Annotated in this window: 15 protein-coding genes; 11 read left to right on the top strand and 4 right to left on the bottom strand. The window is 46.5% G+C overall.

The window, feature by feature from the left end:
* From HGH91_RS20565 to HGH91_RS20550, 4 genes are all read left to right on the top strand, one after another.
* Window positions 1-411, top strand: coding sequence for a DUF3592 domain-containing protein (locus tag HGH91_RS20565; protein ID WP_168740693.1), 411 nt, complete (start codon window positions 1-3; stop codon window positions 409-411).
* 119 nt (window positions 412-530) lie between these two features.
* Window positions 531-2666, top strand: coding sequence for a right-handed parallel beta-helix repeat-containing protein (locus HGH91_RS20560; RefSeq protein WP_168740692.1), 2136 nt, complete (start codon window positions 531-533; stop codon window positions 2664-2666).
* A 193-nt stretch (window positions 2667-2859) separates the two neighbouring features.
* Window positions 2860-3930, top strand: coding sequence for a hypothetical protein (locus tag HGH91_RS20555; protein WP_168740691.1), 1071 nt, complete (start codon window positions 2860-2862; stop codon window positions 3928-3930).
* Window positions 3931-3953: 23 nt separating this feature from the next.
* Window positions 3954-4667 (top strand): hypothetical protein, encoded by a 714-nt coding sequence (locus HGH91_RS20550; RefSeq protein ID WP_168740690.1) that lies wholly within the window; start codon window positions 3954-3956, stop codon window positions 4665-4667.
* 142 nt (window positions 4668-4809) lie between these two features.
* Here HGH91_RS20550 and HGH91_RS20545 read toward each other — a convergent pair whose 3' ends face one another.
* Window positions 4810-5229: a DUF6157 family protein gene (locus tag HGH91_RS20545; RefSeq protein WP_168740689.1), complete on the bottom strand. Its 420-nt coding sequence runs from the start codon at window positions 5227-5229 to the stop codon at window positions 4810-4812.
* Window positions 5230-5576: 347 nt separating this feature from the next.
* On the opposite strand from HGH91_RS20545, the gene HGH91_RS20540 reads away from it, so the two are divergent.
* Together HGH91_RS20540 and HGH91_RS20535 are read left to right on the top strand one after the other, a co-directional pair.
* On the top strand, window positions 5577-8816 hold the full coding sequence (locus HGH91_RS20540; protein WP_168740688.1) for a non-ribosomal peptide synthetase: 3240 nt from the start codon (window positions 5577-5579) through the stop codon (window positions 8814-8816).
* Window position 8817: 1 nt separating this feature from the next.
* Complete coding sequence (locus tag HGH91_RS20535) at window positions 8818-9282, top strand: GNAT family N-acetyltransferase (protein ID WP_168740687.1); 465 nt, start codon at window positions 8818-8820, stop codon at window positions 9280-9282.
* A gap of 4 nt (window positions 9283-9286) precedes the next feature.
* Here the strand turns inward: HGH91_RS20535 and HGH91_RS20530 are convergent, their stop codons facing one another.
* Window positions 9287-10147 (bottom strand): glycoside hydrolase family 16 protein, encoded by an 861-nt coding sequence (locus tag HGH91_RS20530; RefSeq protein ID WP_168740686.1) that lies wholly within the window; start codon window positions 10145-10147, stop codon window positions 9287-9289.
* Between the two features lie 274 nt (window positions 10148-10421).
* Between HGH91_RS20530 and HGH91_RS20525 the strand changes: the two genes are divergently transcribed.
* Window positions 10422-10745: a S24 family peptidase gene (locus HGH91_RS20525; protein ID WP_168740685.1), complete on the top strand. Its 324-nt coding sequence runs from the start codon at window positions 10422-10424 to the stop codon at window positions 10743-10745.
* A 23-nt stretch (window positions 10746-10768) separates the two neighbouring features.
* Here the strand turns inward: HGH91_RS20525 and HGH91_RS20520 are convergent, their stop codons facing one another.
* Window positions 10769-12187, bottom strand: coding sequence for a PLP-dependent aminotransferase family protein (locus HGH91_RS20520; protein WP_168740684.1), 1419 nt, complete (start codon window positions 12185-12187; stop codon window positions 10769-10771).
* Window positions 12188-12277: 90 nt separating this feature from the next.
* On the opposite strand from HGH91_RS20520, the gene HGH91_RS20515 reads away from it, so the two are divergent.
* Window positions 12278-12736, top strand: coding sequence for a GNAT family N-acetyltransferase (locus HGH91_RS20515; RefSeq protein ID WP_168740683.1), 459 nt, complete (start codon window positions 12278-12280; stop codon window positions 12734-12736).
* Between the two features lie 29 nt (window positions 12737-12765).
* Here HGH91_RS20515 and HGH91_RS20510 read toward each other — a convergent pair whose 3' ends face one another.
* On the bottom strand, window positions 12766-13533 hold the full coding sequence (locus HGH91_RS20510; RefSeq protein WP_168740682.1) for a hypothetical protein: 768 nt from the start codon (window positions 13531-13533) through the stop codon (window positions 12766-12768).
* Between the two features lie 314 nt (window positions 13534-13847).
* Here HGH91_RS20510 and HGH91_RS20505 point away from each other — a divergent pair, with 314 nt between their 5' ends.
* From HGH91_RS20505 to HGH91_RS20495, 3 genes are all read left to right on the top strand, one after another.
* A complete protein-coding gene (locus HGH91_RS20505) occupies window positions 13848-14438 on the top strand; it encodes an RNA polymerase sigma factor (protein WP_168740681.1) in 591 nt (196 codons plus the stop codon).
* 125 nt (window positions 14439-14563) lie between these two features.
* Window positions 14564-15601, top strand: a complete 1038-nt coding sequence (locus tag HGH91_RS20500; protein WP_168740680.1) for a FecR family protein — start codon at window positions 14564-14566, stop codon at window positions 15599-15601.
* Window positions 15602-15605: 4 nt separating this feature from the next.
* Window positions 15606-19178: a SusC/RagA family TonB-linked outer membrane protein gene (locus HGH91_RS20495; RefSeq protein ID WP_168740679.1), complete on the top strand. Its 3573-nt coding sequence runs from the start codon at window positions 15606-15608 to the stop codon at window positions 19176-19178.
* Window positions 19179-19181: the final 3 nt, after the last annotated feature.

Genomic DNA, 19181 nt, shown 5'->3' with positions numbered 1-19181 from the left:
ATGATCATATATCTCGTTTTTATAGTCGTTGGGACGGTACTGTTAGCTGGTGCATTAGTGAGCCTGAAAAGCCGGCTGGCCTTTGTGAAAAATGGCGAACGGGTTTTGGGTACCGTTACGCAGCTTGTTGAAAAGAAGGATGATGAAGGTACCTGGTATATTCCTGTTTTCGACATTTGTAGCCGCCACTATGAGGCAATTGCGTACAGACATGATGCCGGATCTTCATCTACCGAATGGCAGATAGGTGAGAAAGCTGCATTTATATTCGAGCCTGGAAAGCCGGATACATTAAGGTTTCTCCGCTACTGGGAAATTTTTGGCTGGTCACTGAGCCTGCTGGCAGTGGGAGTGGATCTTTTGCTGATTGGAGGCGGTTATTTCCTGTTGCGCGGGTATTTTGGCGCGTAGGAGATACCATTTAAAAGTTGGGAGCAGGGTAAAATGGAAATTTGATGCGTACATACAATGCGGAGCCCTGAGTTATTTTAGAAGCACATTCAATTTTTGTACTTCTAAAATTTCAATCTATGATTATTCAGAGTATTTCATCTTTGTCTACAACCCCGGGAACAGTAAACGATGTAGCAGAAGTATTAGGCTACTATACTAAGGGAGATGGTGGTGGCGGATCTTTCTATTGGTCAGCTACAAGTCCCGTTGCTCCGAATGGCGGAACAGTATTCTCCGCAAATGGGACAGGTTTTTGGGTAAAATTATTAAATGGTACAGTAAGCGTTAAAGAGTTTGGCGCAAAGGGAGATGGGGTAACAGATGATACTGTATCCCTGCAGAACGCAGCCAAATATGTATCGGAATACAATATGCATCTCTTTTTCCCGCCTGCGAGTTACCTGATTGGTGCTGATATTACCTTCAATGGATTGACAACCAAAACGGACTATTCCTGCTCTATTTCCGGAGAGAATGCGGTTTTAATTAAGAAAGGAGATGAGAACACCTATTTCAATATGTTCCGCTTTGAAGGCGCCAATACCCGGGCGAAAGTGACCGGTATCACCTTTGATGGCCGGAGAGACCAGATAAATAGCTATTGGGCCAGTACCCCGGTGCAATTTGGTGTTTCCCCATGTGTAGTTACCAAAAGAACCATTGGAATTGCGTCTATCAACATCAATGCTATTAATATTGATAGATGTTACTTTCTTAATATACACGGCAGAGCCATTTATGATTATTATTCCAGCAAATTTGTAACTGTTTCAAACTCCTATTTTATAAATATAGCTCAGGATGCTTGTGCAAGTGAATCTGCGGGAACTATAGCAGTCAATAATTGCCATTTTGAAAATGTAGGTATTTTACCTGATAATTTTTTTGTTGACGGCGTGGCATACTCATTTGACGGGACCATTGGCGGAAAAAAATGGTATCATACTTTTGGAGATGGAGTTGTTTCACGAAATGCCTACACGAAAGTATCAGACTGCACCTTTATTAATATCAACCGCATCGCTGTTGTTAGTGATATCGCGTCCGGAACAAAGATGGACACCATTTGCAGCAATAATTCTATTTTACACGATCATCTTCGGTTGAGATGTGCGAACCCGCAAGGATCAATATGGTTGGAACAAGGTTACAGTGGAATGGTTAGCAATAATAGCATTAAGTATATTAACAGGGCTGTGGATGATTTGCCTGGTGTTGTCATTTCCATTGCACAATCCAGTGATGCCACAGAAGGAAGGTTTGTGGTAGATGGTAACTTAATAGATACCACTTTGGCTAATAAAACGTCAATGTCTGCTATCATTGTCGCAAACAGCCCCAATCGCCAGGTGTTTATCAACAACAATAATGTTTATGGTCCATTCATCTTTTGTCTGAATTTCTCCTTCCAGATTACCGGGGCAAGCTTCAACCGGGTGAGTGTTACCAATAACCACTTCGATAATACGTCTACCGCAGCCAATAGCTCCTGTATTAATAAAGAGTATTTACCAAACGCGTCAGGAACCATTGAGGAATTTACATTGAAGGGAAACTTTCTCAAACAGGGAAACCTTTCCGATACCAGGGATCCCTATTTATTTGGAGTAGAAGCTACCTATCCAATCAACTATATTGAAGACAATAACTTCAACAATGCATCAATTTCCCTCAGCTATGCCAGGTTGGGCACCTACTATATAAAAGGAAATATTGGGGTGAGGTTTTTACGGTCTCTACTCGATACAACTGATAAGCTGTTCGTTAAAGTACTGGATAACGAAATTGACTATATCCAGATGCACAACCAATTTGCCGTTAGCATTCCCAGCATGTCCGGGTTCATTCTGCGAAATAAACTCAAGGGCATCTCTATTCATGCCGCAGATGATTTGACGATTAGCGGCAATGAAATTACCCCTGAGAATACCAACGGTATTAATATTAATCCACTTGGAAAGAATATTGCTACAAATAAACTCCGGATATTTAGGAACAGTATTATTATTCCGGCCAGCTACAAAGGGATATCTGTCAATAATTCCTCATCCGCGCAGCTAACTAATAGCATCATTTCTAACAATACCATTGATGGGGAAAGTAACGCTTCCACAATAGGGGTTACTTTCGCTACAGCGGGTAACAGGAGCAATGTTGTTTTCCAGGATAATACCATAGTGAGGGTGACAACTGCTTATGTGAATCCGGCGTAATCAAATAGGACTAGAATAACTGCAGCATTCCAAAGAGGATAATGAATAACATGAGATCCATCAAGCCTTAAGGCTTGATGGATCTCATGTGCTACCGTTGCCTGCCGTCTTCAACTATCACAATTGGCTGGTATTGAATCATGAAAAAATAAAAGAATAGGCTATATTAGTACCTGTAAATTTTATTATATCTATGAAGAAATGTTTGTTTACCGCCACCCTGGGGCTTCTTACTGTATGCGCTACGGCCCAGGATCTACAAACTGTAACCACCAATGGAAATACAACCACCAACCGTGTTGTATTGGGTTCTACAGATGATGGTTTCAGTAAACTTCAGGTAAATGGAGGTATAGCCCTTAGTTGGGGACTAAGTAATACCTCTAATCGTCCTCCTGTTACTAATGGTACTTCCTTTGAAATCAGGGGAAGGAGTACTTCTTATTATCTTGATGACGGCTTTTTAAGGTTAACTGCGGGAGGAGGGACCAATGCGAGTACGAAGTCGTATATAGACTTAAGCGGATATTCTAACGTACCTGACATGCAGCAAAACATTGTTTTCGGAACTTCCGCCCTGGAACGGATGCGCATCAACGCTGCAGGTTTTGTTGGTATAGGTGTGGCAGCTCCTACTGCCAGGTTGGAGGTAGGAGGAAATGCAAAGATAAATGGACCGATTGCCAGTATTATTAGCGACCCTGGCATCGGTGGGATGATTGTGCTGGATAACCCGGCAAAGAAAACGCCGGGCACTGCCAGCAGTTGGAAAATAATGAACATGAGTGGGAGTTATGGTAACAGTCTTCAATTTTGGGCATATGACAGCCTTGGATGCCCTTCAGGGTTATGTGCCTCCCGCTTTACACTCATGGATAACGGCAATGTGGGTATCGGTACACGCAACCCGCAGTCATTATTAGCTGTAGCCGGAACAATTACCGCCCAACGGGTCAAAGTAACCATGACCGGCTGGTCAGATTACGTATTTGATCCAGGTTATAGACTGCCGTCACTGTCTTCCGTAGAAAAGTATATCGCCGGTAATAAACATCTTCCCGATATCCCCGCGGAAGCAGAAATTGTGAGGGATGGACTGGATGTAGGAGATATGCAGCAAAAACAAATGAAGAAGATAGAAGAGTTGACTTTGTATTTAATAGATCAACATAAGCAACTGGAGCAGCAACAGCAGGTGATAGCGCGTCAACAGCAATTGTTATCGGAGTTAGCCGACCGGATAAAGCAGTTGGAAAAGAAATAATCCAAATAAAATCAAGATAAGTTTTGAGAACTGGTTCACTATCCCGTACTGCCTATCTCACCGGAGCCTGCATCGTACTCGTCTACATGTTGGCGATTTCATTTAAAAGTTACGTATTCTATGTGGATCCGCCGGTGGATACTACACTGCGTGCTGCGCTGTTTAAAGGAAGTTGTCCGCTATATTTGGCGTCGTCAGCTGTTATGCTGATTGCTTCATTTGTAATATTGTATCCATTCATAGTAATATGTGTGCATAATTTTCCGGCCTCGCCAACGGCTTCTGTGGCAGCACTATTGGGGATGTTCTTTTTCTTCGGCGTGAAGATATGTTTGTTGGCGATTTCGTTATTCAGAATGCAGATGATATTACCGGATCTAATGATGGAAATGAATGGACCTGGTGTTCAGGAAGGTATACTCGGGGAATATTATCAGTTCCTGAAGATGCATCGATATCTCGATTTTCCTGTAACGGTAGCTGGTATGGTGTCGAGCATCTTGCTGCTACGTACTTTCAGCTCGCAGTACCAGCTCAACCGGTTGATAAAACTAGCATTTGGTGTGAACCTGCTTTATCTCGCCATACATTTTGGATGCCTTTTATTAAGTCTTACCGCACTGCAGGATTACAACCGCACTTTATGCTTACCGGTAGAATTGCTGATATATGGACTGATATTTCTATGGTTGATTTCCGCACCAACAATATTTATAAGTCGTTTAGAGAACAGCTAATAAACACAGTTGGGTGCTATACGCACGCAGGTGGACAAAGATCTGTCCCGGTATCCTGGCAGAACAGGCGTTACTGCAACTCCTGGAAAAGGAACAGCTGGTGGATGCCGTGGAATAAGTGCCTGCTTCCGACAGCTGATTTTTATCGCTTTGAACGCATGGCTTTCACTTTCTTTAGCTGCCCGTCGACCACAAACTTTTCATAAGCCTGCGTTTCTACCCCATAGATGGCCACTTTTCCGTGGCTGTCGCAATGAACGCCGAAACCGTAGGTTTTGGTTAAGGGAGATGCTCTCAGGCAGGCTTGCCCTTTAGAGAAAAACTGTTCCCTTGCCTGCTTATATTCTGCCGTAGTCAGGTCATTTCTCTCGGCAAATACCTGGAACAGCACATCGTCCGAAGTGTATTGATAGGGATGCTTCGCAATCAGTTCGTATTGCAGTTTGGCAATACTTTTTTTATCGCCTTTGGAAGGAGGCTTGGTACCATTGACCGCTTTCGTATCTGTTGCTACCTCGATAAAGGTATCCTGGTAGTTGGTGGTATGTATTTTCGTATTCATATATTGGATAGCATGGTGATGATGTTCAAAAATAGGAAATTTCTGCGCCCGGGAAAATAAGATAGCTATAGAATACCTTTCATTGGCAGTTAACTGCCGGGCTTAAAAAAGCCGGCTGCATTAAACATTTCGTTTCCTGAACAGTCAAACATTTTATAATGTCAAAATCTGTGGAATACACTTTACACTGATAATAAACATCCGAATTAATTGCACCTGCTAAAGCATTGTAATTTGGCCCACCTACCTTGCTTGGCGATCGTCTTATTTTGTTTCCCATGCCTGTACTTGCGGAAGGCATTGGTACAAATAATTGAAATTATTTTAATATTAAAATTCTTAGATGAATGCGTGGCGATCCATTACCTATTAGGAAATTACCGGCTGACGCATTGTCCGGCAATGGTAGCAACGGCATGAAGGGCGTTCCGGTTCCTATTAAAGCTGACAACAGGTTAACAGCCCAGTTGCTGCAATGTAGCCAGGAGTTAGGTACCAGTCCCGTTAATATACTGCTGACCGTATTTCAAATCCTTTTATACCGCTACAGCAGCCAGCGCGATATCTTTACGGTGGCATTGCTGGATGATATGCCCATTACGCTGACCAATAATCTGACAGGGGATCAGACTTTTGTGCAGGCATTAAAGCAGGCAACGCTGGCCATCGACGCTGCAAACGAGCCGGCGCTGGAACTGCCGGCAGACGGTACGCTGAGCGGCGTATTTGTTTCAAATCCTTCTTCTGTAGCGTTAACAATGGATGATGTTGCTTCAGAAGACCGCGTGGTGGTGATGATCGATACACATGATGTTGTCCTGGAAGGGCAACTGTTTTACCACGATGAAGAAGCCGGCACCAACATGGTAAGGCATTATAAACAGCTGCTCACCGCTGTATTTAATCAGCCCAATCAGCAGATAGGGGCCTTACGGATGCTCACAGAAGAGGAGTTGCAGGAACTGGCACTCTTTAACCACACCAAAGCGCCCTATCCCACCGATAAAGGGTTGCATACCCTTTTGGAGGAACAAGCGTCAAAAAAACCGGCTAATACAGCCCTTCAGATGGGCAACACCACCCTCACCTATGAGGCGTTAAACCGGCAAGCCAATCAACTGGCGCGACTACTGGTGGCACAGGGTATCACGCCCGGAAACAATGTAGGGCTGATCACCACACGTGGCTTTAACATGATAATCGCCATGTATGCCATATTAAAGGCCGGTGCCGCCTATGTACCTGTCGATCCCGATTACCCGGTCGACAGGCAGCAGTATATTCTTTCCAGTTCCGCGGTGAGCCTGTTGCTGGTGGACCAGGAATACCCGCTAGTGGCCGCAGCTCCTGCCATACCTTGTATTAATATCAGCGCTGTCCAACTGGATCGCTACGATCCGGCTAACCTCCGGCTCCCCGTGGATAGCCGCCAACTGGCCTATACCATCTATACTTCCGGTTCCACCGGCAAGCCCAAAGGCGTCATGATTGAACACCATGCAGCAGTGAACCTTATTTTATGGGTGAATCATCGCTTCCAGGTAGGCCCGGCCGACCGGCTGCTTTTTATTACGTCTATGTGTTTCGATTTGTCTGTTTATGACATATTCGGCATGCTGGCGGCCGGCGGCACCGTAGTAATTGCCGGGCAGGAAGAGGTGAATGATATTAACCAGCTGCAGGCTATGCTCTGGCGCTACCAGATCACTTTCTGGGACTCGGTACCTTCCACACTGGACTATGTGGTAAAAGAACTGGCAGTAATGAACCCGGGCTACCGGCAACATACTTTGCGGTTAGTGTTTTTAAGCGGGGACTGGATACCAGTCAATTTACCGCAGCGCGTAAAGCAGTTTTTCCCCGCCGCAGAAGTGGTGAGCCTGGGAGGAGCTACGGAAGCCACGATATGGTCCAATTATTTTGTTGTGGAAGAAGTACCGCCTCATTGGAAGAGTATTCCCTATGGCAGGCCCATTACCAATAACTTTTTTTATATCCTGAATGAACAGTTGCAGCCCGTGCCCAATGGTATTACGGGAGAATTGTACATCGGCGGAGTAGGCGTTGCCAGGGGCTATGCCGGCGAGCCGGAAAAAACAGCAGCAGCTTTCCTGGCCGATCCTTTTCACCCCACCACCGGCAGCAGGATGTATCGTACCGGCGACCTGGGTCGCATGCTTCCGGATATGAACATGGAGTTTATAGGCCGGAAAGATACCCAGGTGAAAATAAGAGGCTTCCGGGTAGAACCAGGAGAAATTGAGCACGTACTTTACCAGCAGGGACAACTGGAAAGTGTTGTTGTATTGGCCAGGGGGGAAGAAAAAACTAAAATGGAACTCGTAGGATATGTAGTGGCAAAAGGAGGCTTCGACAAAGAGCAAACCACTCATTATTTACAATCCAGGCTGCCCGATTATATGATACCTACGCAATGGGTACCGCTGGAAAGTATGCCGCTCAATATTAATGGTAAGGTAGACCGGAAAGCCTTGCTGGATATGGTAGTCCCCAGACAGGTGGTAGTGGAAGACAGTCCGGCATTAACGGGAGAAGAAGCCATTATGGCTGCCATCTGGGAACAGGTGCTGGGAACAGCAACGATCCGTGTAAATGATAACTTCTTCGAGCTGGGAGGACATTCCCTGATGGCGCTACAGATCATGTCGCGGTTTGAACATGCCACCGGCATCAAACTTCCTGCAGCTATTTTATTCAAGCATCCTACCATTGCTTCCCTGCTGGGCTCTATAGAAAGAAAGGATACTACCGCCAGCTGGCAATCGCTCACGCCAATTAAACCCGGTGGAAGTAAAATGCCGCTGTACCTCGTGCATGGGGAAGGCTTATATACCTTTAGTTTCAAAGAGCTGGCCAGTTACCTGGATGACGATCAACCGGTATTTGGCCTCCAGCCGTGGGACCTGCAAAAAGCCAGCGATGTGGAAATTACCATGGAAGATATTGCCCGCCACTATGTGGGGGAAATATTGAAACATAATCCCAATGGACCTTATGCTATCACCGGCTATTCTTTCGGCGGATATGTGGCCGTGGAAATGGAACGTCAGTTAACCGCCCTGGGCAAAGAAGTGAAATTGCTGGGCATCTTTGATACGGATGCAGAAAACGCATTTTATAATAAATCGTGGCGTGAAACGCTCTCTAAAAAGATCAGGCGGCAATTTCCCAAGTTTCTATGGATCCTGCAATCGGCCATAAAAGCGCCTTATACCACCATTCATTACCAGTATTTCCTGTTGGTGAAAAAACTGCGAAAAATGGGCGTATTGAAAGAGGATGCAACCGGAGAGGAGAATGTCTATGGCGAAATAAAGGTCATTAACCAAAGATACCATGCGGCTTTGAAAGCGTATCATCTCCAGCCGTTTGATAATTTCATTTATCTCTTTAAAGCCAAAAGTCGTATTAACTTCATTGAAGACGCCAGGTATTTTGGCTGGAAGAAATATGCAAAGAAAGGAGTGAAAACATTTGATGTACCGGGAGATCATGTGACCATGTTACACCAGCCACATGTACGTGAACTGGGAGAAATATTGCAGGATGCCTTAAACAATTGCTGAGATGGATCATTCAAATACCATAGTAAAGCCGGTTACCCGGGAAGATATCTCCGCCTATACGGATGTATTTATGGAGGCCTATAACCAGCCGCCATGGAATTACCAATGGCAGCCTGCAGATGCGGCCAGGTACCTGATGGAGTATTTGTTGTCAGATAATTTTAAGGGCTTTAGCCTATACGAAAATGATGTTTTTGCAGGCGCCCTGTTTGCCCGTACCAAAACCTGGTGGAATGGACGGCAATTGTATATTGATGAATTTTTTATCGCACCCTCCATGCAGGGAAGAGGATATGGAAAGCTGCTGATCAGCCATGCAGAGCAGTTTGCACGGGAACAGCAGCTAGTTACCATTACACTGATGACACACCGGTTTATGCCAGCCATGAAATTTTATACCGGAATTGATTTTATGCAGGCGCCCCCTTTTGTGATCTTATTTAAGCCATTAAATGGCGATATATAAATGGTTACTGATACACTTTTACCCAGTCTACAATCATTTGTACGGGCAAATCAGACGGGCTGATCTTGCCTACCCAGTCGCCTCCCAGCTGCTGATCTATCAGCAGGTAGAAGGGTTGGTCATAGGGCCACTGTGAAGGATCTACACCGGCCACCCTGGGATAGGTAAAGGTTTCTTTTCCATTTACGGTGAACACGATTTTATCCGGAAACCATTTGATGCCATAGGTATTGAACTCCAGCGGATGAATCGCCGCAGTACCATAGTGTGGCGGATTTTTATCCTGTTTTAGATTAAGCGTATAATAAGAATGAGTGGTCTGATAAACAATACTGTCGTAGTTTAAGTGTTCCATGATATCGATTTCTCCGTTCCGCGGATACTTTCCATATTTATCTGTTTCCGCCAGCATCCACATGGCGGGCCAGGCGCCCCGGGCGCATTCCAGTTTAGCACGGATTTCCACCTGTCCATATTGAAAAGCGAATTTGCCCTTGCTGTATATCCCGCCGGTAATAAAAGGCCTTGGATCTTTCAGGGTATCAGGATTGATGATGCCGCGGAGAAATAACTTCCCATCCTTTAAGGCATAACAGCGGGGATCTGTGCTCATATGCTTGTTCCATGCCGAGCCACCGGGAGGTACCATGGTCCATTTGCTGGTATCCAATTGGGGCTGGTCGAAGTTGTCTTCCCAAACCAGTTTCCATTGTTTTTTTTCACGGCCATCTTTCTGGATATACATATAGCCGTTGCTGATAGTGCTCCTGGAACTGGAGCAGGACGATAATACGCCCAGTAAAATAACAGGAATAAACCGGGTAAGGCTGGTTCGGCCTTTTCGGAAAGCGTGCAGTAACTTCATTGTTCACGTTGATTTAGAAAAAGCCCGGTGATCACCTGTAATCGCCGGCTGACGCCAATTTATATAAATATCCGGGATACTTCTTTTTCAAGTGATGAGCGGTAACACAACCGATATTATTTAAATGACTATATTTGCAAAAAAAATAGCAACCCTGTAACCCTGATAACTGTAGACATATTTTTTAATAATAACACCAGAGAAACCCTATACACCGCCCCTTTAGCTCCCCGGACGCCCATATTACCCACTTAATTTTTTAAATACATATCATATGAACAAGTACGAACGACTCAAACAAGAGCTGGCTATGGCTGGCACAGGAAAGATGAAGGCCTTTGGCACTTCTATGCTGCCCATCCTCAAAAGTGGCACACTATTGACTTTTACCAGTTCGCCCGATTACGCCATTGGCGACATCGTGTTTTGCAAGGTAAAAGGCCGGTATATCGATGCCCATAAGATTATTAAGAGAGACAAGAACAAAGGCTACCTGATTGCCAACAATCATGGCTTTGAAAATGGCTGGACGAAGATCATTTATGGCAAAGTCATACTCGGAGAATATGAAAAGGGGATCATCTATAGAAAAGAATGATCCCCTTTTTATTTGCACGCCTATCATTGTAACATCCCTGCTAATTTTCCCAACAGCTTCAGTTTTCCCTTCAGCTCCTCCGACCAGGGCAACCCCATACAAAGCCGCATACAGTTTTCAAATTGATTTTGCAACGTGAAGATCCTGCCAGGCGCAATGCTGATTTTTTGCCGGATAGCTACGTGGTAAAGATCCGTAGTATTGATGCCCGGAAGTTCCACCCATAACGTTAATCCGCCCTGTGGCCGGGATACTTTTGTGCCGGCCGGAAAGTACTCGGCAATGGCAGCCATATAATGCTGGCAATTGGCCTGTAATGTTTGCCGCATTTTGCGCAAATGGTTTTCATAACGCCCACTCTCCAGGAAACCCGCTACCACTTCCTGCGTGATAGCAGCGGAAGAGATGGCATGTACCAACTTTAATTTCAACACCTGCTCTTTGTAAATGCCGGGCGCCACCCAGCCTACTCTATAGCCAGGAGCCAGCGTTTTAGAGATAGCGCTGCACCAAAGCACCGTGCCCGTTTTGTCGAAGGCCTTGCAGCACTTAGGGCGACTGCCGCCAAAGTATAAGTCGCCATACAGATCATCTTCAATCAGCGGGATATGGTGCCGGGCCAATAGTTCCACCACTGCTTTTTTGTGGCTGTCTGGCATGCAGCTGCCCAGGGGCGTGTTGAAATTACTCACGAGCAAACAGCAGTGTATATGAGGAATGGCTTTTTCTAATGCGGCTATATCTACACCTGTTTGAGAATGGGTAGGTAACTCCATGACCCGCAATCCCAGGCTCCGGGCCAGTTGTAATATGCCGTGGTATACGGGGCTTTCCACGGCGATGGTATCACCGGGTTTCGTGGTGGCCATCATACAGAAGGAGAGGGCATTCATGCCGCCGGCGGTGGTGATGATATCATCGGGTTGCAGGTGGCCTCCCCAGGTATAGGAGCGGCGTGCTACAGCCCTGCGCATTTTTTCGTTGCCGGGCAAGGGTTCATAAGCGGTGCCACTGCCGGAAAGCGATCGCGTGGCTTTGATCATTTCTTTATTGAGCAGGGCTACGGGCAACAATGCTTCGGAGGGTACGCCAATGGAAAACAAGGTAAGGTCCGGGTCAGGATGTCCCATATGACTGTATACTTTGTTGATCAATGGTATGGGTTCTTCCTCGCTGGAGGCCGGCGCCGGCCGGCTGATTTCCGGTAGCGGCAAGGCCCGGTGCCGCTGGTGGCTGACGAAGTAGCCGGATTGGGGCCGGGATTCAATAAGCGATTGCCCTTCCAGCTCCAGGAATACCCGTTTGGCGGTATTCATGCTGATACCGTGTTCCCGGCAAAGCATTCTCACAGAAGGGAGCCGGTCGCCCGGTTGGAGCGACTGCTGCCGGATCAGGTGGGCGAGGTTCCGGGATATTTCCAGGTATAAATATTCCTTTTCCATCTCCAAATATAAACTGTATCCATTGATAAATACAAAATTGTATCTGTATCCATCTGTCGCTTTCGCCGATTTTTGTGGGAAAAACGAAGGATGAACACATTAACAGTAACCATTAGAACGGGTAAGGACAACATGGATATCCCGATGATACACGATTATTTATCGACAGACTCTTATTGGGCGCAGGGTATATCTTATGCGTTGGTGGAGGGGGCGCTCACGCATTCGTTTTGTATGGGCGCTTTTGAGGAAGGGCAGCAGGTGGCTTTTGCGAGGCTGATTACCGACTATAACACCTTCGGTTGGCTGGCCGATGTGTTTGTGTTGCCGGCATATAGAGGCAAGGGGATCTCTAAGCAGATGATGGCTTTTTTACAGGAGCAACCGTGGATAAAGGGATTGAGGCGGATCATGCTCAGCACACTGGATGCACATGAATTGTACCGGCAGTACGGGTTTAATGATATCAGCAGGCCATTGTCGCTGATGGAAATATACCGGCCCGATATACACCGCCACTTTACGCCTTCGGAAGTAACGCGTGGATGATAGCCGTGTAACCGGGCCTGGTACGGTGTTTAGAACTTAATCAGCAGTTTCTCGGAAACCAGCTTATTCTCTTTATAATATTCGAAATACCAGTCGCCGCTCTTTTTCAGCACAATGCCGTGTGTGGTATCGTTGTCAGCGATAAAGTAGTCCTGCACCGATGTTTTAAGCAAGGTTAACACTTTCTTCGGAGTGAGGTCTATCAGCTGGAAGCCATTGGGAGTTGCCTGTGCATATAAGGTGCCGGCAGCTTCCTTTACTTCGGCTACTGCCGCAGGAGCAGGAGCGGGTGTTGATGCCTGGGTAGTAGCTGCCGGAGCCGGAGCTACTGCTACCGGTGTGGTAGCCTGCGGAGCTGCGGTAACGGTACCATTATAAGCATAAGGTACATCTTTCAGGGAAGTGAAAGCGTCTTGCAGGGCGAGGTTATAGGCAGTAGCAAATTCCTTCTCCCGGCTTTTTCCTTCTTTACTTTTAAAAATGATATTACCCTGGCAGTCTTTCAGGATGAGTGTGAGGTTAGTCACGAACAACCCTTTTTTCTGCGCTACATCTGCATTCAGCGCATTACAGCGGTTGCCGGCCAGTTCCTTGGGCACTTCGGCATTATCGAAATAAACGGTAAATCCCTTTTCTTCCAGGAGCGATTTAGCCAGGGTGTTTAACCCATATTGGTTGTCTTCCCGGGTGAAACCGAATTTCTCAGGTACCAACACATATTTGTAATTATTAATTGTGTTCTGGGCATACGCCGTACAGGAAATAAGTAAAGCAATGATTAAAGTGTATCTCTTCATATGGTAGTTTGTCTGCTGATGGGAACGAATATATATAAAATACTCATTAAAACCCTTATTACCTGCCATCCCCCCGGGGGTGAAAAGTGCCGGAAAATAAAATTAACTATATTGTCTTCCTGCCGGAATATATATAGTGTGTATGAGACACTTATAAATAGCGGTAAACCAATTGACTGTAGTGAGCCCCAATGGCCCATGCCATCTACGTTTGCGGGGAAGACGGCAAACTATCTTATATATGCCCGTTGAGTTTGAAATGTAAAACATTTTCAGCAATTTCGCACCTGAACCAACAGTATCAACCAGGCCACATGCAGGATGACAAAGATATATGGGATGCTTTTCGATCCGGAGATGAATCCTCCCTGCAAATGATCTTTGATAGGTACTATACACCACTATTTAATTACGGCCATAAGTTTTCTGCTGATGATCACCTGATAGAAGATGCCTTGCAAAACCTGTTCGTAAAGCTCTGGAAGAACCGGAACACGATTAAGGATACGGAATCTGTCAGGAATTATTTATATAAATCGTTTCGCCGGGTGCTACTGCGTATGCTGGAAGTGCAGCAACGTAAATATAGTTTTACCGTGTTGGACGAATGGCCGGGACCTGGCCAGGAACTTGGTTATGACCAAACCATCATCAGCCGGGAGCGACTGGAAAGCATACGCGGCAACCTGTTGGCCGCACTGGAAAAAATGACGCCGCGACAAAGGGAAATCATACACCTGCGCTACTATGAAGAAATGGAATATGAAGAAATAGCGGCACTCATGCAACTATCTGTATCCAGTACTTATAAGCTGGTGTATAAAGCCATCGATACCCTCCGGCAATACCTGTCCAAAACTGATCTCCTTATTTTATCAGCTGTCATCTCATTGAAAAAAATCTAAGACAGCACTATTTATTGACGTGATTGTTAGAAAATATTCATTTTCTGATCGCAAAAATAAATTTATTGATTTTTTAACCCGGCGAAGGGATAAAATTTCGAAGTGCAGTGTATATATAATCGGCTATGGAACATCAGCACCAGGATTATACGCAGTATACAACGACTACCTTCTTTAATGATGAACAGTTTATTCATCATATACTGAAGTGGGACGATGTCGCGATCGCTTATTGGGAGCAATTATCCGGGCAATATCCGGATAAGCGGGTCGCCATGGAAGAAGCCCGCACCTGGATATTGCTCCTCAACAGGCAACCGGCCTATCATCCTGGTACAGACAAATCCCGGCTATGGAAAAAAATTGCCGACGACATCGCTGTTGATGAGCACCGGCAGCAACATTATTACAGGCCATTGAAACTGGTAGCCAAATGGACAGCCGCTGCTGCAGCCGTGTTGTTGTTCATGGTAGCCATCCGGGAAATGGCCACTCACGGGGAAAAGTCCTTCAGCACCGCCTTTGGAAAACATGAACAGGTGATATTGCCGGATGAATCGATGGTAACGTTAAACGGAAACTCTGCTATTCACTACGCTCGCTCCTGGAAAACAGATAAACCAAGGGAGATATGGCTGAATGGAGAAGCTTACTTTGAAGTAAAACATGTAGCCATTAAAAACAGGCTGCAACAATCCGATTCATTCCAGGTACATGTGAGCGATCTTTCCCTCACGGTACTAGGCACTAAGTTCAATGTAAGGAACCGCCGCGGCATCACCGAAATATCCCTGCTGGAAGGTAGCCTCCGGATTGAAAAGAAAGGCGCCGGCGCATTTGTCAAAATACTCAGGCCCGGAGACGCATTTATGTACGACAGCAGCAAACAAATGCTGACAGCCATGGAAAGAAAGGCGCCCGCTAATAAAGCGTGGACCGCCAACGAACTAGACCTGGACGGCTATACCCTCCAGGAAATACTCGACGTACTGGAAGATAATTATGGGTATCAGATCACTTTAGCAACACCGGCACTCGCACAGAAACGGCTTACCGGAACAGTGCCTGCCGCCAATGCCAACGACATCCTTTTTGTTATCAGGAAGGTATTTAATCTTAAAATCAGTCAACAAGCAAATCATTTAACTATCAGCCAAAATTAGTTGCATGTATAAACGAATGTTATTTGTCATGTGTTGCCTCCTGGCAGCACTGCCAGGGAGGCTATTTGCACAACAGCCCGTAAAATTAAAAGCGGCACTGGAAGAAGTAAAAGCCGTATACGGCACCCGCTTCTCCTACGAAGAGCACCTGCTGGATAATATTTACGTGAGCCTGAAACGCCCGCTCACTAAGAAAGAGCCGGTAGAAGCCCTGCTGAAGGAGCTACTGTACAGCAAAGGATTTATTTTCCTCTATGTACAGGAAAACTACTATACCATCATTAAAGATAACCGGCCGGCAAAAAGCCCGGATGTAATCCCCGCGGAATCATCGGCCGATGCCCCTGAACCGGATTATATACAAACCATCACCGGTGTGGTAACAGATAAGAAAGGCCATCCGCTGGTAGGCGTTACCGTTATCCCGGAAGGGTACGCCATCCGGTTTGGCTCCCTCACCAGCAGCGATGGCAGGTATACACTACGCCTGAAAGAAAAGGCCAATGCCATCGTTTTCACATTCGTAGGCATGGTACCCCTGAAAATAGAAGTGGGGGATAAAGTGGTGATAAACGCACAAATGGAGGAAGATATTCATCAACTCCAGGAAGTAAACGTTGTATCCAACGGTTATCAAACTTTGCCCAAAGAAAGAGCCACCGGCGCTTTCGAACAAATTACCAGCCAGCAGATCAAAACAGTGCCGGCTGTGAACTTAATGGAGCGACTGGAAGGCGTAGCGCCAGGCGTACGTTTCGACGTTAGAAATAATAAGATCAGCATACGGGGTTCCAATACCCTGGGCGCCGGCGACGGATCCACACCATTGATTGTAATAGACGGATTTCCCGCAGTAGACCAGGACCTGACAAGGGTAGGCAACGGACTTGCCAGCGGAGGATCTGTTTTAAGTCGCTATAACCCCGAAGACATTGAATCCATTTCCATCCTGAAAGATGCCGCCGCCACCTCCATCTGGGGCGCCAAGGCAGCTAATGGCGTGATTGTGATCACCACCAAAAAAGGAAGAAAGAACTCCTCCCAGGTAAACTTCGGCACCAACCTGAGTATCTCCAACCCCGCCAACATGAAGAACCTCAATCGCATGAACACGGCGGAATACATTGACCTGGAAAAGGAAATGAAAGGACTGGGATTTTTCTCCGACCCCGCAGTATGGGACAATAGCTGGATGACTTTCAACCAGAATAAGCCAGTAAGTGAAGCACTCGAATGGATGTTTAAAGCAGACCGTGGTACCGCTACTGCTAACCAGCGCGACTCCGCCCTGTCGGCCCTCAGCAAAATAGATAACCGTGGGCAAATCCGCGACCTGCTGCTGCAACGCGCCGTTTCCCAGCAATACAATCTCTCATTTTCCGGTGGTGGTCAGCATAGCACTTACTATGTATCTACCAACTATACTAAAGATGTACCGGTATTCAGAAATAATAAAAGTGAAGGGTATTTTATCAACGCCAACCTGACCAACGAATTGTTCAACAACCGGGTAACGATCAACACTGGCCTCAATTATAACTATACTAACAGCATCTCCAATACCGCCGCACTGAATGCCATTGGTAACGGACGATTGGGCTTGCGTCCCTATGAATTATTGCAGGATGCCTCCGGTCACCCTATTGCCCGCTCTATCGATTACCGCGATGAAGTGGCGGCCGACTTCCTCAGCAAAGGCTACCTTCCCTGGACTTATAGCCCGCTACAGGAGCTGAACTACAGCAACTATGCCTATAAAGAAAATCGTTATCGTTTCACAACAGACATCAATACAAAAATTACCGATTGGGTGAATGTAAGCGTAGCAGGTACCCTGCAACGCAACCTGGCGGAAAATACGATGCTCGATGAACTGAATAGTTATGATACCAGGGTGTTGGTAAATACAGGAACGACTATGGGCGCAAATGGCCGCCTGGTATATGGTGTGCCCTTCGGTGGTAAAATGTTGAATACTACCCAAAATACCTTTAACTATGGCTTACGCGGACAGGTAAATGTGAATAAATCATGGGGTGATAAATTTGCGCTCAACGCGCTGGCAGGAACGGAAATCCGGGAAGACCAAGGTACCGGCTACCAGCAAACCCGGTATGGATTTGATAACGATACCTACTCCTCCTCCTCCTGGGATCCGAATGCATACTATAAAACGGTGATGGGATGGACTACACAGCTGGGCTTTTCAGATGGAGCAATCAGACGGTCTATCAACCGCTTCCTTTCTTACTATGGTAACGGCGCCTTGTCTATGATGGGCAACCGGTACATTGTATCAGGAAGTGTCCGTTTTGACGATTTTACCCTGGCAGGCGCTTCCCGCAGCCAACGCGCCAAACCCTTGTGGAGCGCCGGTGTGAAGTGGGATGTTACGTCGGAAGACTTTATGAAGCCGGTTAACTGGCTTAACAAATTAAACCTGCGCCTCACGTACGGAACCGGCGGCTCCGTACCTATGAGCGCCAGCAATGCCGCTTTGCTGGATCTGAGAGGATTGGACCCCGTTACCCGTGAACCCTATGGTAATGTATTGTCGCCTGCCAACAACCAGATCAGCTGGGAGCTCACCAGGACCTGGAACCTGGGCGTAGACATGGATGTTTTCAACAACCGCCTGCATATCAGTGCCGACGCCTACCGGAAAAGAACCACAGATATCTTATGGAACTTCCCCGTGAACAGTACTTACGGCTGGACGAACCTGTACTATAACGCCGCCAGCATGAACGGGCATGGATATGACCTGGGGATCCGGGGAGATATTATCCGTGGCCATCAATTTGGATGGAGTTCCACTTTCAATTTTGCCTATAATACCAACGAAGTAACAGATGCCCGCTTTACCCACCCTACCAGTAGCATAGCCGTAGCCAGCAGCACGCCCATTGAAGGAATGCCCAAGGATTATATGTATGCTTATCGCTGGGCAGGACTGGATAATAAAGGCCGTTCACAGGTATATACCAAAGATGGGAAGATTATCAATGCCGATATGGGTAATAACCAAATCACCGCCGATGATCTCGTGTATATGGGACGTACCACTCCACCTTTTTTCGGCGGCTTCTTCAACGAATTTAACTACAAGTCATTTACGCTGGGGGTACGCATCACCTATGAAATGGGACATGTATTCCGTCGCCTGTCGATAGAAAACTATCCAGACTACGCCACTAACAATTACTATGGACTGATTGGTACCCAGCGCGACCTGGCGCTCCGCTGGCGCAAACCCGGCGATGAGCAGTTTACCAATGTGCCAGGCCTGGCCAATGTAAATTTCAACAGCAGCAACCGGTACAAGATGTCGGATCTCCTGGTGGAAAGCGCCAGCAATATCCGGCTGCAACAAATTTCCCTGGGATACCAGGTGCCGGCTAAAGCCTTGTCGCATATGATGATAAAATCAGTGGGCATGAGCTTCGCCGTGAGGAACCTGGGACTCATCTGGAAGCAGAATAAAGCAGGCATAGATCCGCAGTACGCCATGAGTACCAACTATACCAACCTGCCGCCTGCTCCCAGCTATTTCATGAGCCTGAACGCTTCTTTCTAACAC

This window comes from Chitinophaga eiseniae (genome assembly GCF_012641265.1).
GTDB lineage: Bacteria > Bacteroidota > Bacteroidia > Chitinophagales > Chitinophagaceae > Chitinophaga > Chitinophaga eiseniae_A.
The sequence above is the reverse complement of the archived record's forward strand: the minus strand, read 5'-3'. Positions and strand labels throughout refer to the sequence as shown.

Coding starts and splice junctions, on each gene's coding strand:
- HGH91_RS20500 (WP_168740680.1), top strand. CDS start 14,564: ATGGAACATCAGCACCAGGATTATACGCAGTATACAACGACTACCTTC.
- HGH91_RS20510 (WP_168740682.1), bottom strand. CDS start 13,533: ATGAAGAGATACACTTTAATCATTGCTTTACTTATTTCCTGTACGGCG.
- HGH91_RS20515 (WP_168740683.1), top strand. CDS start 12,278: ATGAACACATTAACAGTAACCATTAGAACGGGTAAGGACAACATGGAT.
- HGH91_RS20505 (WP_168740681.1), top strand. CDS start 13,848: ATGCAGGATGACAAAGATATATGGGATGCTTTTCGATCCGGAGATGAA.
- HGH91_RS20560 (WP_168740692.1), top strand. CDS start 531: ATGATTATTCAGAGTATTTCATCTTTGTCTACAACCCCGGGAACAGTA.
- HGH91_RS20565 (WP_168740693.1), top strand. CDS start 1: ATGATCATATATCTCGTTTTTATAGTCGTTGGGACGGTACTGTTAGCT.
- HGH91_RS20530 (WP_168740686.1), bottom strand. CDS start 10,147: ATGAAGTTACTGCACGCTTTCCGAAAAGGCCGAACCAGCCTTACCCGG.
- HGH91_RS20525 (WP_168740685.1), top strand. CDS start 10,422: ATGAACAAGTACGAACGACTCAAACAAGAGCTGGCTATGGCTGGCACA.
- HGH91_RS20545 (WP_168740689.1), bottom strand. CDS start 5,229: ATGAATACGAAAATACATACCACCAACTACCAGGATACCTTTATCGAG.
- HGH91_RS20540 (WP_168740688.1), top strand. CDS start 5,577: ATGCGTGGCGATCCATTACCTATTAGGAAATTACCGGCTGACGCATTG.
- HGH91_RS20555 (WP_168740691.1), top strand. CDS start 2,860: ATGAAGAAATGTTTGTTTACCGCCACCCTGGGGCTTCTTACTGTATGC.
- HGH91_RS20535 (WP_168740687.1), top strand. CDS start 8,818: ATGGATCATTCAAATACCATAGTAAAGCCGGTTACCCGGGAAGATATC.
- HGH91_RS20495 (WP_168740679.1), top strand. CDS start 15,606: ATGTATAAACGAATGTTATTTGTCATGTGTTGCCTCCTGGCAGCACTG.
- HGH91_RS20520 (WP_168740684.1), bottom strand. CDS start 12,187: ATGGAAAAGGAATATTTATACCTGGAAATATCCCGGAACCTCGCCCAC.